This is a genomic window from Frigoribacterium sp. AC759, assembly GCF_979256015.1.
The window spans coordinates 218,050-230,839 of record NZ_CEEDMT010000001.1 but is presented as its reverse complement, the minus strand read 5'-3'; the positions used below and the strand labels follow the sequence as shown (position 1 = coordinate 230,839).

The following is a 12,790-nucleotide window of genomic DNA, read 5'->3' as shown; positions in this document are numbered from 1 at the left end:
GCTACTGGCTGCCGCCGACACTCGGGTCGAGCGCTTGCGCCGACAGTGAACGCGCCGCCGACGGTCGACGCCGTCGGATATCGTGACGTCGTGGACATCAGAATCGGCATCACCAACAGCCCCCGTGAGATCAGCTTCGAGACGTCGCAGAGCGCGGCCGAGGTCGAGAAGGTCGTCGCCGACGCTCTCGACGGCGGCAAGTCGTACGTGACGCTCGCCGACGCGAAGGGCAAGACCTACCTCGTCCCGACGGCGTCGCTCGCCTACGTCGAGGTCGGCTCGGAGGAGAGCCGCCGGGTCGGCTTCGTCGGCTGACGATGGAGCTCCTCTTCGTCGTGCTCGGCGGGGTCATCGTCGGCCTCCTCGCGCACTTCGTCCTCCCCGGGCGCGACACGCGCGGCGTCGCACTGGCTCCGGCCGTGGGCGCCGCCGTCGCGGCCGTCGTCTGGGAGGGCCTGACCTGGCTCGGCTGGCCCGCCGACGGCGGATGGATCTGGGTCGTGTCGCTCGTGGCCCCCGCCGTGGTCTCGGCGGTCGTCTGCCGGGTGACCACCCGCTCGCGGCGGGCGCACGACGACGCTCTCGTGGCGCGCCTCGTCGGCTGACCCCGCCGACGCACGGCGGCCCGAGGATGTCAGCGGGCCGTCAGCCGAACAGGCCGTCAGGCCGTCAGGCCCAGGGCGTCCATCCGGCGCGTGTGAGCTGCGATGAGCTCCGTGAAGACGGGTTCGAGACGCTCGTCGTCCGCTGATTCGTGCGACGCCGAGATCGCGGCCCGAGCCACGAGCAGGGTGTCGCCGACCAGACGACGACCCCAGAGCGCCAGACGGGATGCCAGTCGCGGGTCGGTCTCGATCGACGCCGACAGGACGTCCGCCACGGTCTCCGCGTCGTCGCCGGCCTCGAGCACGGCGACGATGCGATCCCGCTGATCGTTCGAGAGACCCGCTGCGAGACGGACGAACACGTCGTCGAGCAGACCGGCGCAGACGTAGTGCGCCAGCATGGTCTCGAACCACGTCGACCCCGTCGTGCGACGGCGGAACTCGTCGATGGCCGCGACGTGGGGCTCCATCGAGCCGGCGGGGTCGCTGCCGATGCGCTCGATCTCGGCGACGAGACCGCGGTGTCGGTCGAGCGTCGCCCCGGCGACGCGGGCGGTGACGGCCTGAGCGCCGACCGACGGTGCCGAGCCGGCGGCACGGCCGAGGGCCTCGGAGAGCGCGAGCTGCAGGTAGGCGGCCTGCCCGAGGTAGACCTCGAGATCGGGGGTGAAAGCGCCGAGCTCGACCCGGTTGACGGGGAGCTGCTTCGCAGAGGGTCGGGGCCACTGCAGCGTGGGAACCACGCGCTTCGACCCTCGGCCCATCCATGACACCACGCCGACAGCTTACGGGGTCCGGAGGCCCGCTCGGAGCGACGGGCTAAACTCGCTGCATCCGCCTATATGAGACAGGGCAACAACAGTGACTTTCACAGACCTCTCGATCGACCAGGACATGGTCGACGCACTGGCCGCGAAGGGGATCGTCGAACCGTTCCCCATCCAGACCCAGACGATCCCGCTCGCACTCGCCGGCCAGGACATCATCGGCCAGGCCAAGACCGGCACCGGCAAGACCCTCGGCTTCGGCCTCCCGATCGCCCAGCGCATCGGACTCGACCCCACCCCCGGCGTCAAGGTGCTCGTCGTCGTCCCCACCCGCGAGCTGTGCGTCCAGGTCGCCGAAGACCTCGAGGTCGCCACCTCGAACCGCTCGACGAAGGTCGTCAGCATCTACGGCGGCAAGGCCTACGAGGGCCAGGTCGAGCAGCTGAAGGCCGGGGCGCAGATCGTGGTCGGCACCCCCGGGCGCCTCCTCGACCTGGCCGGCCAGCGCCTCCTCGATCTCAAGGGCGTCCAGGAGGTCGTCCTCGACGAGGCCGACAAGATGCTCGACCTCGGGTTCCTGAGCGACATCGAGAAGATCTTCCAGCAGGTCCCCGAGACGCGGCACACGATGCTGTTCTCGGCCACCATGCCCGGCCCGATCGTGGCGCTGGCCCGCCGGTTCATGAACCGCCCGATCCACATCCGCGCGACGGACCCCGACGAGGGCCTGACGCAGGCGAACATCAAGCACGTCGTCTACCGCGCGCACTCGCTCGACAAGGACGAGGTCATCGCGCGCATCCTGCAGTCCGAGGGCCGCGGCAAGACCGTCGTCTTCACCCGCACCAAGCGTGCGGCCGCCAAGCTCGTCGAAGAGCTCAACGACCGCGGCTTCAACGCCGCCGCCGTGCACGGCGACCTGAACCAGGAGCAGCGCGAGCGGGCCATGGCCGCCTTCAAGGCGGGCAAGAAGGACATCCTCATCGCGACCGACGTCGCGGCCCGCGGCATCGACGTCAACGACGTCACGCATGTGATCAACCACACCGTGCCCGACGACCACGACACCTACCTGCACCGCGCCGGTCGCACCGGCCGCGCCGGCAAGACGGGCATCGCCGTCACGTTCGTCGACTGGGACGACCTGCACAAGTGGGCGCTCATCAACCGCGCACTCGACATGGGGCAGCCCGAGCCCGTCGAGACCTACTCGTCGAGCCCCCACCTGTTCACCGACCTCGACATCCCCGCCGGCACCAAGGGCCGCCTGCGCAGCGCACCCAAGGCCGCCGTCGAGGGCGGGGCCTCCGCCCCCCGCGAACGCAACCCCGGGTCGCGAGGCCGTTCGCGTGGTCGTGACGACGATGCCGGTCGCTCGTCGGGGCGTCAGGGCTCGGGTCGCGGGGCCACCACTCCGCCCACGAGCGCGTCGGTCGGATCCGCCTCGTCCGAGAACTCCGGCGAGGGCGGCGAGCCCCGCCGTCGCAGTCGCCGCCGTCGTCCCAGCGGCGACGCACCCGCCCAGGGCTGAGCCCCACGGCCGACGCCGCACCCGACACGACCCCCTCGCCCACCAGGGCCAGGGGGTCGTCTCACGTGACGCCCCTCGACCCCACCCACCAGCCCCACCGCTGTGCAAATCGCGACCAGAAGGCCGCGGGCCCTTTCAGCGACCCGGCGAACGGCGTGTCGCGGGCGATCGGTCGGGTTCGGCACGCCCAGCTCCCGCAGCCCGGTCGGGTCCGGCACGCCCAGCTCCCGCAGCCCGCTCGGGTCCGGCACACCGGACTCCCGCAGCCCGGTCGGGTTCGGCACGTCACCAGACCAGACCCGACCCGCGCCTCCTCAGCCGACGATCGGCGTCCAGCCCGTGGCCGCCGCGACGATCCGTTCGAACTGCCGGGGGTCGGTGCTGTTCTCGCCCAAGCGGTTCGGCTTGCCCTCGCCGTGGTAGTCGCTCGAGCCGGTGACGATCAGGTCGTGCTGCGCGGCCAGCTCGCGGAGACGAGCGGCGCCGGCGGGGGTGTTCTCGCGATGGTCGATCTCGACGCCCATCAGACCGGCGTCGACGAGCGCCGCGAAGCCCTTCTCCGAGACGTTGGGCTCGCGACCGTGCGTCGCCGGGTGCGCGATCACGGGGACGCCGCCCGCATCGCGGATCAACCGCACCCCGACGAGCGGGCTGGGGGCCTCGTGCGGCTCGTAGTAGCCGGAGCGCCAGTGCAGGATGCCGGCGAACGCGGCGCTGCGGTCGGGGGCGAAGCCCCGGGCGACGAGGGCGTCGGCGATGTGCGGACGGCCGAGCGTGGCACCGTTCGTCGACTGGTCGAGGACGTCCTGCCAGCTGATGTCGTAGTCGGCCGAGATCCTCTCGACGATCCGCTCGGCCCGGTGCAGGCGGCTGTCGCGCAGTCGAGCGGTCTCGGCGACGAGGGCCGGGTCGGTCGGGTCGAAGAGGTAGCCCAGCATGTGCACGCTGTTCAGCCCGAAGCGCGTGCTCAGCTCCATGCCGGGGACGAGCGTGACGCCCGTGCCGGCGACCGCCCGAGTCGCCTCGGCCCAGCCGGCCGTCGAGTCGTGGTCGGTGAGGGCGATGGTGCCGAGCCCCGCCGCCGATGCAGCCCGCACGAGCTCTGCGGGGGTCTCCGTCCCGTCGGAGACGCTGCTGTGCGTGTGCAGGTCGATCGGTCGTGACGGCATCCCCTCATCGTAGGCGTCGTCGCCTATGCTCGGTCGGGCCATGATCCGTCGTCTCGTCGCCCTCGTCCTCGTGCTCGCCGCCGCTGCAGCGCTGCTGCTCGCCATCTGGCCTCAGGCCCTCGACCTGCAGAGGAGCTGGCCGGCGACGCAGGTCGTGTCGTTCCGCATCGTGGCGGCGGGCGTCGCCCTCGTCGCGGCCGTCGTCCTGCTCGTGGTCGGGCTCTTCGCCCGTCGCATCCGCTCGGTGACCGCCTCCATCGCGGTGCTCGCGCTCGTCGCCGGCGCCGTCTCGACCGGTGTGCTCGCCTCGCGCGGCATCGGTCGCGACGACTTCACCGACGCGCTCGAATCCGACGTGACCGTCCTGTCGTGGAACACCCTCGGCGGTGCGCCCGGCGCCGAGGCGATCGCCGCTCTGGCCGTCGAGGTCGGCGCCGACGTGGTCGCCCTGCCCGAGACCGACGCCGAGACCGCGAAGGCCGTCGCCGACGCCATGAACGCGGCGGGTCTCCCGATGGCCGGCTTCACCTCCAGCTACGACGACGTGGCGACCGCGAAGCCGACGTCTCTGCTCGTGGCGACCGCCCTGGGCGAGTACACCGTCGCCACGGCCGACGACGGCACGTCGATCACCACGACGCCCGGCATGCCCAGCATCGTCGCGACCCCGGTCGACGAGGCCTCGCCCGTCATCGTCGCGGCCCACCCCGTCGCCCCGCTCCGCGACACGATGGACACGTGGCGCGACGGGCTCGACGTGCTCGCCGACGCGTGCGCCTCGGGCAACGTGATCATGGCCGGCGACTTCAACGCGACCGTCGACCACATGAGCGGGCTGGGCCGTGAAGGAGGCGCGCTCGGCACGTGCCGCGACGCTGCGGTGGGCACGGCGAACGGTGGCGTCGGCACCTGGCCTACCGATCTCAGCCCGCTGCTCGGCACCCCGATCGACCACGTGATGGCCACCCGACACTGGCTCGCCACCGGGTTCCGGGTGGTGACCGACCTCGATGAGGCCGGCAGCGACCACCGCCCGGTCGTCGCGCAGCTCAGCCGCACCGGGGCCTGAGCACCCGGCGGGACGTCGCGCAGGCCGATCCGGATCGCGAGAGAATGGGTGCCATGGCTGAACAGAAGGCACCCCGCGCGACCACGAACCGCTCCACGACCCCCGGCTCCGACACCTTCAAGGACTACATCTCGTCGAACTGGGCCGAGAGGCCGAGCGATCTCCCCGAGCCGCGTGAGCAGGCGCCGTTCGCGGCCGCTCGCCGCGAGGCCCTGTCGGCGAAGCACCCCGGCAAGCGGCTCGTCGTGCCCGCCGGGCGCGCCAAGGTCCGCTCCAACGACTGCGACTACCCGTTCCGTGCGCACTCGGGCTTCTCCCACCTGACCGGGTGGGGTTCCGACACGGTGCCGGGGTCGGTGCTCGTGCTCGAACCCGTCGACGGCGGGCACGATGCGACGCTGTACTTCCGGGCGAGCGCGGGCCGCGACTCCGACGAGTTCTACGCGAACCCCGAGATCGGCGAGTTCTGGATCGGGCCTCGCCCGTCGCTCTCGCAGGTCGGCGCCGACCTCGGACTCGCGACCCGCGACCTGGCCGAGTTCGACGCGGTGCTCAGCGTCGTCGACGGTGACACTCTGCTGCTGCGCGAGGCCGACCCCGAACTGACGGGACGTGTCGACGAGATCGACGCCGCACGCCGCTCCGACTCCCCCGCCGCCGCCGAGGCCGAGCCCTCGGCAGCCGACGACATCCGCGACCTCGCACGCGACCTCAGCGAGCTGCGACTGGTCAAGGACGCCTACGAGATCGCCCAGATGCGCGAAGCCGTCGACCTCACCGGTCGCGGGTTCACGGACGTCGTGAGCGACTTCGACGAGATCCTCGCGCATCCTCGGGGCGAGCGTCTGGTCGAGGGCACCTTCAACCGCAGGGCACGCGCCGACGGCAACACGGTCGGCTACGACACCATCGCGGCATCGGGCGATCACGCCTGCGTCCTGCACTGGACCCGCAACGACGGGGCCGTCCGTGACGGCGACCTCATCCTCATCGACGCCGGCATCGAGCTCGACAGCCTCTACACGGCCGACATCACACGCACCCTGCCGGTGTCGGGTCGCTTCACCGACGTGCAGCGCCTGGTCTACGAGGCCGTGCTCGAGGCGGCCGACGCGGCCTTCGCGATCGTTCGCCCCGGCATCCGGTTCCGCGAGATCCACGCCGAGGCCATGCGGGTCATCGCCGAGCGCACCGCCGAGTGGGGGTTCCTGCCCGTCAGCGCGGCCGAGTCGCTCGAGCCCGACCACCAGTACCACCGCCGGTACATGGTGCACGGCACCAGCCACCACCTGGGCATCGACGTGCACGACTGCGCTGCCGCGCGCCGTGACCTGTACCTCGAGGGGGTGCTCGAGCCGGGAATGGTGTTCACCATCGAACCCGGGCTCTACTTCCAGCCCGACGACCTGAGCGTGCCCGAGGAGTTCCGCGGCATCGGAGTCCGCATCGAGGACGACATCGTCGTCACGGCCGACGGCGCCGAGAACCTCTCGGTGGGCATCCCCCGCACCGTCGCCGACGTCGAGGCCTGGGTCGCCCGAGGCTGACCCGTCCGACGAGGGGCCCGCGCGATCCGCATCAGCGGTCGCCCGGGCCCTTCGTCGCGTGAGCGGCTCGTCGCGTGAGCGGCTCGTCGTACGGCCGGCCGGTCGTCCGACCGGGACTACGACCGCGGCGTCGAGCGCCCGTCCGCCGGGCCGTCGACCTCACCATCGCCGTCGGCCTCGCCGTCGGGGCCCTCGTCCGAACCGGATCGACGTCGACTCGTCGCGATGACGACGACGACCGCGACCAGGGCGAGGACGACGATCCCGACGCCGAGTCCGATCGCCAGGCCGAGCCCGTCGCCGTCGTCGGCCGCGTCGGACGACTGGTCGGTCGCCTCGGCGGCGGAGCCCGTCTCAGGAGCGACGGTCGCATCGGCGCCCGCCGCCGGGTCGGTCGTGGCCGCCGCATCCGGTTCGTCGCCGTCGGGCCCGCTGACGGCCGGGTCGTCGGTCGGGTCGCTCGTCGACGGGTCGCAGACGGGCCGCTCGGCGGCGCCCGCGGAGGCTTCGACCCCCGCCGGCGGCTGGTAGCTGAACGACCGCGAGTCCGACACCGTGTGCCCGTCGGCCGAGACGGCCTGGTAGGTCATCGTGTACTCCCCGGCGGCGCCGAGTGCGACGCCGGTGCTGAGGACGGGCCCGGCGGTCGTCGAGCAGCCGTCCTCGAAGTGCCGTCCGGAGGCGTCGGTCACCTCGAGCACGTTGGACGACCCCGTCCCCGAGAGATCGAGCACGACGTCGCTGAAGGTGACCGACGCCTCCCCGAGCTCCGTGGCGACCACGGCCCCCTGCTCCGGGCTGCTCGAGAGCACGTAGTCGTGCGCCGAGGCCCCCGTCGCCGGCACGAGCACGGCCAGTCCGACGAGACCGACGAGGCCCGCGAGGCCGCCGAGGCCGACGAGGCCGCCGGATGCGCCGGCGCCGCCGGCGAGACGGGAGCGCCCTGTGGCGACGACGCTGCGCGAGCGGCCCGTCACGAGGTCGACCCGCCCGAGCTGCGCCCGCCCCGGCCGCCCGCTGCGGGGCGACGCGTCAGCGCGACGACGCTGACGACGAGGGCGACGGCCCCGAACGCGAGCCCGCCGATGCCGAAGGCGACGCCCGCGGTCGACGACGCGTCGGAGTCGCCGGACGCGCTGACGGCCGCGTCGTCGGACGAGGCGTCGGACGAGGCGTCGGCCCCCTCGCCGACCGCGTGGCTGTCGGAGTGCCCCTCGTCGGGCGGCGTGTCGTTCACGTACAGGGTCGGTGCCGGGTGCTCGGGCTCCTCACCGGAGGCGGGCGTGGGCTCGTCCCAGTCGACGACGCTGCCGTCGCTGTACTCCTGGTGCGACGGGAGCAGGATCGAGCCGGTGTCGGGCACGGCCCCGGCGGAGATCACGAACTGCTGGAACTGCCCGGGGGCGATCTGAGCACCCTCGTCGGCCGTCCACGTCACCGTCACCGGAGCCGTCGTGACGGTCGCCCCGTCGATGTCGACCGGCTCGGGCAGAGCACCCGTGGCGACCTCGGTCGACCACCCGGGGACGGGCTCGTACGAGACGGAGGTGAAGGGCGTGTCGGTGGGCAGGTCGACGACGAACCGGACGGTGCCCGCGTCGGCGGACTCGTTCGGCACCTTGAAGGTGAGCGTCGAGTACGAACCGGCTTCGGCCTGTCCGGGCTCGACGTGGACGTGGGCGGAGGCGGCGAGCGGCGCCGCGAGGGAGAGGAGCGCGGCGGCGCCCAGCACGCCGCCGGCCCGGAGGGCGAGAGTGGTCTTCTTCACGAGTGGTGGTCCCTTGTTCTCGGCTGCGCGGAGCACGGCCGGTGTCTGATGATCGGCGTCGGCCGAGGGCACGGCGCCGTCCCGCCGCCGGGTTCGGCGACGGTCGGAGTCAGACGGGACGAGGCGGACCCCGGTGCGGACTCGCGGTGAGGAAGCGCAGGAGCCGGCCCCGTCGGAGAGGCGGGACGACGGCGTTCAGGAGGCGCGCCTCCGGAACGGGGACGACTCCGTCTCCGAGGACCCGCCCGGCGGCGACGGCCCGACGCGAGGCCGCCCGCAGCGCCGTCCGCATCGCCCGGTGACCGCGGACCATGGCCGCCACCGTGACGACGGCGGCCAGCGCATGCGCGAGCCACATCGCCGACGTGCTCATCGCGGCCTCGGGCGCCGCCGTCGCACCCGCTGCCGCGCGGACGGTCAGGATCAGGGGCGAGTGGTGCCCGCCCGACGCGCCGAGCCCCGTGGTCGCGGTCGAGCCGAGGGAGAAGAGGATGTGGAACGCGAACTGGCTGAGCACCACGGATGCGGCGAGGCGGGGTGTGGAGACCCGCCGACCGGCGAGCGCCACGCAGACCGGCAGCGCGAAGGCGAGAGCGAGTCCGACCCCGAGGAGGCCCGGCTCGGCACCGCCGCCGGCCACGTGCGAGAAGGCGGCGACGACGACGGAGAGACCGGCGGTCAGCCAGCCGCGGTGGAACCGCATCCGTCGTGCGTCCATCAGCGCTTCTGGTCGGGGCGTGCGAGGACCTCGTGGGCGCGCGACGACACCTCGGGGTCGACGACGATCTGGTAGCTCGTGGCGAGCACCTGGTGGGTCGAGGTGAAGTCGCGACGACGACGGCTGATGGCGAAGCTCGCGATGCCGTAGAGCATGCCGAAGCCCGCGCCGATCAGGGCGGCGGCGACGACGGTGGTGATCGTCACGGTCGTCGGCGAGAAGACGAGCATCACGAGACCGAAGAAGACCCCCAGCCACAGACCGGTCACCGCGCCGGCCAGGGCCGCCCGGCCGTAGGTCAGCCGGCCGGTGACCCGCTCGACCGTGGTGAGGTCGTTGCCGATGATGGCGAGCTGCTTGATCGGGAAGTCGGCGTGCGACAGGCGCTCGACGACGGCCTGCGCCTCGGGGTAGCTGGCGTACGTGCCGAGGACGTCGCCCCGCGGGACCGTGGGCACCGGACGGGTGCGTCGGCCCAGGGGGCTCTGATTCGTCATGGCCCCATTAAACACGGGGCGCCTGTCTCGACGGACTAAATTGGTCGTGTGAGCGCCAACAGAGTCTTCATCGCCCGTCTCGCCGGGTGCTCCGTCTTCGACCCCGCCGGCGACAAGGTCGGCAAGGTCCGCGACGTCCTGGTCGTCTACCGTCGCGACGAGCCCCCTCGGGTGGTCGGACTGATCGTCGAGGTGCCCGGCAAACGCCGCGTCTTCGTCGGCATCGGCCGGGTCACGAGCATCGGCTCGGGTCAGATCATCACCAACGGACTCATCACCCTGCGCCGCTTCGAGCAGCGCGGCGGCGAGACCCGGGTCATCGCCGAGATGCTCGGTCGCAAGGTGACCCTGCGTCGCGACGGCGGCCGGGCCACCATCGAGGACGTCGCGATGGACGAGGTATCCGAGGGCGACTGGGAGATCGGCCAGCTGTTCCTCCGCAAGCCGAAGTCGACGCCGTCGCCGTTCGGCAAGGGGCCCACGACCTTCGCCTCCTGGCAGGACGTCCGAGAGGAGAACGCCGACGGAGAGGCGCAGAGCGCCGAGCACCTGATCGCCGCGTACTCCGACCTGGTGCCCGCCGACCTCGCGAACACCCTGCTCGAGCTCACCCCCGAGCGCCGGCACGAGGTCGCGGCCGAGCTCTCCGACGACCGCCTCGCCGACGTGCTCGAAGAGCTGCCCGAGACCGAGCAGATCGACATCTTCGGTCAGCTCGACGACCACCGCGCGGCGGGCGTGCTCGACCAGATGCAGCCCGACGACGCGGCCGACCTCATCGCGCAGCTCAGCGAAGAGCGCAAAGAGCAGCTGCTGGGCCTCATGGAGCCCGACGAGGCCGACGACGTGCGGATGCTGCTGAGCTACGACGCCGACACGGCGGGCGGTCTGATGACCACCGAGCCGGTGATCGTCTCCGCCGACGCCACCGTCGCCGAGGGGCTCGCCCTGATCCGTCGGCACGAGCTCGCGCCGGCCCTCGGCGCCGCGGTGTGCGTCACGCTGCCGCCCTACGAGCCGCCCACCGGCAGGTTCCTCGGCATGGTGCACTTCCAGCGGATGCTGCGCTACCCGCCGAACGAACGGCTCGGCACGCTGCTCGACCAGCAGCTCGAACCCGTGCGCGTCGATGCCACGGCCCTCGAGGTCACGCGGGTCATGGCGACCTACAACCTCGTCTCGGTGCCGGTCGTCGACGCCGCCCACCGCCTGGTCGGGGTGGTGACCATCGACGACGTCCTCGACCATGTGCTCCCCGACGACTGGCGCAGCCAGGATCCGGGTCAGCCCCTGAACCGCAACCGGCCGCGCCCGCGGCGCGCACCCGTCAACACGCCCGCGAGGAGGACCCCCGGTGGCACGCGATAACCGCAGCACGGTCCGGCTCGATGCGCCGAAGGGGCTCCGCACCCGGGTGCTCCCGGGTCGTCGCGGCCCGGGTCGCGACCGGTTCGGTCGCGCGACCGAGTCCGTCGCGCGCGGGATGGGCACGCCGTACTTCCTGATCGCGCTGACGCTGTTCTGCGTCGCGTGGATGATCTTCAACACCATCGCCCCCGAGGCCTGGCGCTTCGACAGCGCCGCCATCGGCTTCACGGCCCTGACGCTCATCCTCTCGCTGCAGGCCTCATACGCGGCGCCGCTCATCCTGCTGGCACAGAACCGTCAGGACGACCGCGACCGGGTGCAGTTCGAACAGGACCGTCAGCGCGCCGAGCGCAACCTCGCCGACACCGAGTACCTGGCCCGCGAGGTCGTCGCGCTCCGCATCGCCATGCGCGACATGGCGAGCAAGGACTTCATCCGCGCCGAGCTCCGTTCGATGCTCGACGAGCTCGACCGACGCGACGCTGACGAGTCCGACACGACCCGCGCCTCCTCGGCCCCGGCTCGTCGCGAGCAGCGGCACGACACGAGGCACGACGGACACCGTGGCTGACGACGACACGAGGTCCGGTCCGCTGGTCGAGGGCGTCCGACGCGCGCTGGGTCGCGTGCTCGACCCCGAGATCCGCAAACCCGTCACCGAGCTCGACATGATCGGAGACGTCTCCGTCGACCGAGGAGGCGCGGCGAGGGTGACCGTGAAGCTCACCATCGTCGGCTGCCCCGCCGCCGACACCATCGAACGCGACGTGCGCGCGGCCACCGCGTCCGTGGCCGGCGTCACGGCGGTCGACGTCGATGTGACGGTCATGACCCGCGACGAGCGGCGCGCCCTCACCGAGAAGCTGCGCGCCGGCCGGGCCGCGAGGGGTATGCAGTTCGGGCCCGAGACGCTCACCCGCGTCTACGCCGTGACCAGCGGCAAGGGCGGGGTCGGCAAGTCGACGGTCACCGCGAACCTCGCGGTGTCGCTGGCCGCCCGGGGGCTCGCCGTCGGCATCGTCGACGCCGACGTCTACGGATTCAGCATCCCCGGCCTCCTGGGTCTCGTCGGCGACGACGGAGCATCGGTCAAGCCGACGCAGGTCGACGACATGATCCTGCCGCCCGTCGCCCATGGGGTGAAGGTGATCTCGATCGGCATGTTCGTCGACGACGCGTCGACCGCCGTGGCGTGGCGCGGGCCCATGCTGCACCGGACGATCCAGCAGTTCCTCACCGACGTCTACTTCGGGGATCTCGACGTGCTGCTGCTCGACCTGCCCCCGGGCACCGGCGACGTCGCGATCTCGGTCGGGCAGCTGCTGCCCCACGCCGAGGTGCTCGTCGTGACGACACCGCAGCCCGCGGCGGCCGACGTGGCCGAGCGCAGCGGTGTGGTCGCGCGCCAGACCGGCCAGCGCCTCCTCGGCGTCGTCGAGAACATGGCCGGTCTCCCCCAGGCCGACGGTTCCGTGCTCGAGCTGTTCGGCTCGGGCGGCGGCGCCGAGACGGCCCGCCGGCTGTCGACCGGGCAGGACGAGCCGGTGACAGTCCTCGCGAGCGTGCCGCTGAGTCTGGCCCTGCGCGAGGGCGGCGACGCGGGCACGCCCGTCGTGCTCGCCGCCCCCTCCGACCCCGCGGCACGGGCCATCGAGGCCCTCGCCGACCGGCTCGCGGTGCGCGAACGCGGACTCGCCGGGCGGAAGCTCGGCCTCAGCGTCGGCTGAGCCGCCCTCGCCCCGGGCGACCCC

At 72.5% G+C, this 12,790-nt stretch carries 14 protein-coding genes; 8 read left to right on the top strand and 6 right to left on the bottom strand.

Annotated features, from left to right (window positions below):
• Positions 1 to 90: 90 nt before the first annotated feature.
• Together ACZ6JE_RS01080 and ACZ6JE_RS01075 are read left to right on the top strand one after the other, a co-directional pair.
• On the top strand, positions 91 to 315 hold the full coding sequence (locus tag ACZ6JE_RS01080) for a DUF3107 domain-containing protein (protein WP_192059787.1): 225 nt from the start codon (positions 91 to 93) through the stop codon (positions 313 to 315).
• 2 nt (positions 316 to 317) lie between these two features.
• The gene (locus ACZ6JE_RS01075) at positions 318 to 605 is read left to right on the top strand and encodes a hypothetical protein (protein WP_243214477.1); all 288 of its coding nucleotides are present in this window, start codon (positions 318 to 320) and stop codon (positions 603 to 605) included.
• Positions 606 to 661: 56 nt separating this feature from the next.
• Here the strand turns inward: ACZ6JE_RS01075 and ACZ6JE_RS01070 are convergent, their stop codons facing one another.
• Positions 662 to 1,348 carry a ferritin-like fold-containing protein gene (locus ACZ6JE_RS01070; protein ID WP_243214474.1) on the bottom strand — a complete coding sequence of 229 codons (687 nt, stop codon included), beginning with the start codon at positions 1,346 to 1,348 and terminating at the stop codon, positions 662 to 664.
• Between the two features lie 118 nt (positions 1,349 to 1,466).
• Between ACZ6JE_RS01070 and ACZ6JE_RS01065 the strand changes: the two genes are divergently transcribed.
• On the top strand, positions 1,467 to 2,903 hold the full coding sequence (locus tag ACZ6JE_RS01065; RefSeq protein ID WP_243214470.1) for a DEAD/DEAH box helicase: 1,437 nt from the start codon (positions 1,467 to 1,469) through the stop codon (positions 2,901 to 2,903).
• 314 nt (positions 2,904 to 3,217) lie between these two features.
• Here the strand turns inward: ACZ6JE_RS01065 and ACZ6JE_RS01060 are convergent, their stop codons facing one another.
• Positions 3,218 to 4,072, bottom strand: a complete 855-nt coding sequence (locus tag ACZ6JE_RS01060) for a PHP domain-containing protein (RefSeq protein ID WP_192059781.1) — start codon at positions 4,070 to 4,072, stop codon at positions 3,218 to 3,220.
• 40 nt (positions 4,073 to 4,112) lie between these two features.
• Here ACZ6JE_RS01060 and ACZ6JE_RS01055 point away from each other — a divergent pair, with 40 nt between their 5' ends.
• Entirely contained in the window at positions 4,113 to 5,141 is a 1,029-nt protein-coding gene (locus ACZ6JE_RS01055; RefSeq protein ID WP_464317970.1) for an endonuclease/exonuclease/phosphatase family protein, read from the top strand.
• Positions 5,142 to 5,194: 53 nt separating this feature from the next.
• On the top strand, positions 5,195 to 6,688 hold the full coding sequence (locus ACZ6JE_RS01050) for an aminopeptidase P family protein (RefSeq protein ID WP_464317969.1): 1,494 nt from the start codon (positions 5,195 to 5,197) through the stop codon (positions 6,686 to 6,688).
• A gap of 116 nt (positions 6,689 to 6,804) precedes the next feature.
• Here ACZ6JE_RS01050 and ACZ6JE_RS01045 read toward each other — a convergent pair whose 3' ends face one another.
• The 4 genes from ACZ6JE_RS01045 to ACZ6JE_RS01030 form a co-directional block, all read right to left on the bottom strand.
• Positions 6,805 to 7,665, bottom strand: a complete 861-nt coding sequence (locus ACZ6JE_RS01045) for a copper resistance CopC family protein (RefSeq protein WP_464317968.1) — start codon at positions 7,663 to 7,665, stop codon at positions 6,805 to 6,807.
• The gene (locus tag ACZ6JE_RS01040; RefSeq protein WP_464317967.1) at positions 7,662 to 8,456 is read right to left on the bottom strand and encodes a YcnI family copper-binding membrane protein; all 795 of its coding nucleotides are present in this window, start codon (positions 8,454 to 8,456) and stop codon (positions 7,662 to 7,664) included. Before ACZ6JE_RS01040 ends, ACZ6JE_RS01045 begins: the two co-directional genes overlap by 4 nt.
• Before the next feature lie 109 nt (positions 8,457 to 8,565).
• Positions 8,566 to 9,174: a hypothetical protein gene (locus ACZ6JE_RS01035; RefSeq protein WP_243214653.1), complete on the bottom strand. Its 609-nt coding sequence runs from the start codon at positions 9,172 to 9,174 to the stop codon at positions 8,566 to 8,568.
• Positions 9,174 to 9,671: a YflT domain-containing protein gene (locus tag ACZ6JE_RS01030; protein WP_192059768.1), complete on the bottom strand. Its 498-nt coding sequence runs from the start codon at positions 9,669 to 9,671 to the stop codon at positions 9,174 to 9,176. The genes ACZ6JE_RS01035 and ACZ6JE_RS01030 overlap by 1 nt, the downstream gene beginning before the upstream one ends.
• 48 nt (positions 9,672 to 9,719) lie before the next feature.
• Between ACZ6JE_RS01030 and ACZ6JE_RS01025 the strand changes: the two genes are divergently transcribed.
• Genes ACZ6JE_RS01025 through ACZ6JE_RS01015 form a run of 3 tightly spaced genes read left to right on the top strand, consistent with a single transcriptional unit; the run spans position 9,720 to position 12,766 of the window.
• Positions 9,720 to 11,039 carry a magnesium transporter MgtE N-terminal domain-containing protein gene (locus tag ACZ6JE_RS01025; protein ID WP_192059766.1) on the top strand — a complete coding sequence of 440 codons (1,320 nt, stop codon included), beginning with the start codon at positions 9,720 to 9,722 and terminating at the stop codon, positions 11,037 to 11,039.
• Complete coding sequence (locus tag ACZ6JE_RS01020) at positions 11,026 to 11,610, top strand: DUF1003 domain-containing protein (protein WP_192059763.1); 585 nt, start codon at positions 11,026 to 11,028, stop codon at positions 11,608 to 11,610. The genes ACZ6JE_RS01025 and ACZ6JE_RS01020 overlap by 14 nt, the downstream gene beginning before the upstream one ends.
• On the top strand, positions 11,603 to 12,766 hold the full coding sequence (locus ACZ6JE_RS01015; RefSeq protein ID WP_243214652.1) for an Mrp/NBP35 family ATP-binding protein: 1,164 nt from the start codon (positions 11,603 to 11,605) through the stop codon (positions 12,764 to 12,766). Before ACZ6JE_RS01020 ends, ACZ6JE_RS01015 begins: the two co-directional genes overlap by 8 nt.
• Positions 12,767 to 12,790: the final 24 nt, after the last annotated feature.

Coding starts and splice junctions, on each gene's coding strand:
- ACZ6JE_RS01075 (WP_243214477.1), top strand. CDS start 318: ATGGAGCTCCTCTTCGTCGTGCTCGGCGGGGTCATCGTCGGCCTCCTC.
- ACZ6JE_RS01060 (WP_192059781.1), bottom strand. CDS start 4,072: ATGCCGTCACGACCGATCGACCTGCACACGCACAGCAGCGTCTCCGAC.
- ACZ6JE_RS01055 (WP_464317970.1), top strand. CDS start 4,113: ATGATCCGTCGTCTCGTCGCCCTCGTCCTCGTGCTCGCCGCCGCTGCA.
- ACZ6JE_RS01050 (WP_464317969.1), top strand. CDS start 5,195: ATGGCTGAACAGAAGGCACCCCGCGCGACCACGAACCGCTCCACGACC.
- ACZ6JE_RS01035 (WP_243214653.1), bottom strand. CDS start 9,174: ATGGACGCACGACGGATGCGGTTCCACCGCGGCTGGCTGACCGCCGGT.
- ACZ6JE_RS01030 (WP_192059768.1), bottom strand. CDS start 9,671: ATGACGAATCAGAGCCCCCTGGGCCGACGCACCCGTCCGGTGCCCACG.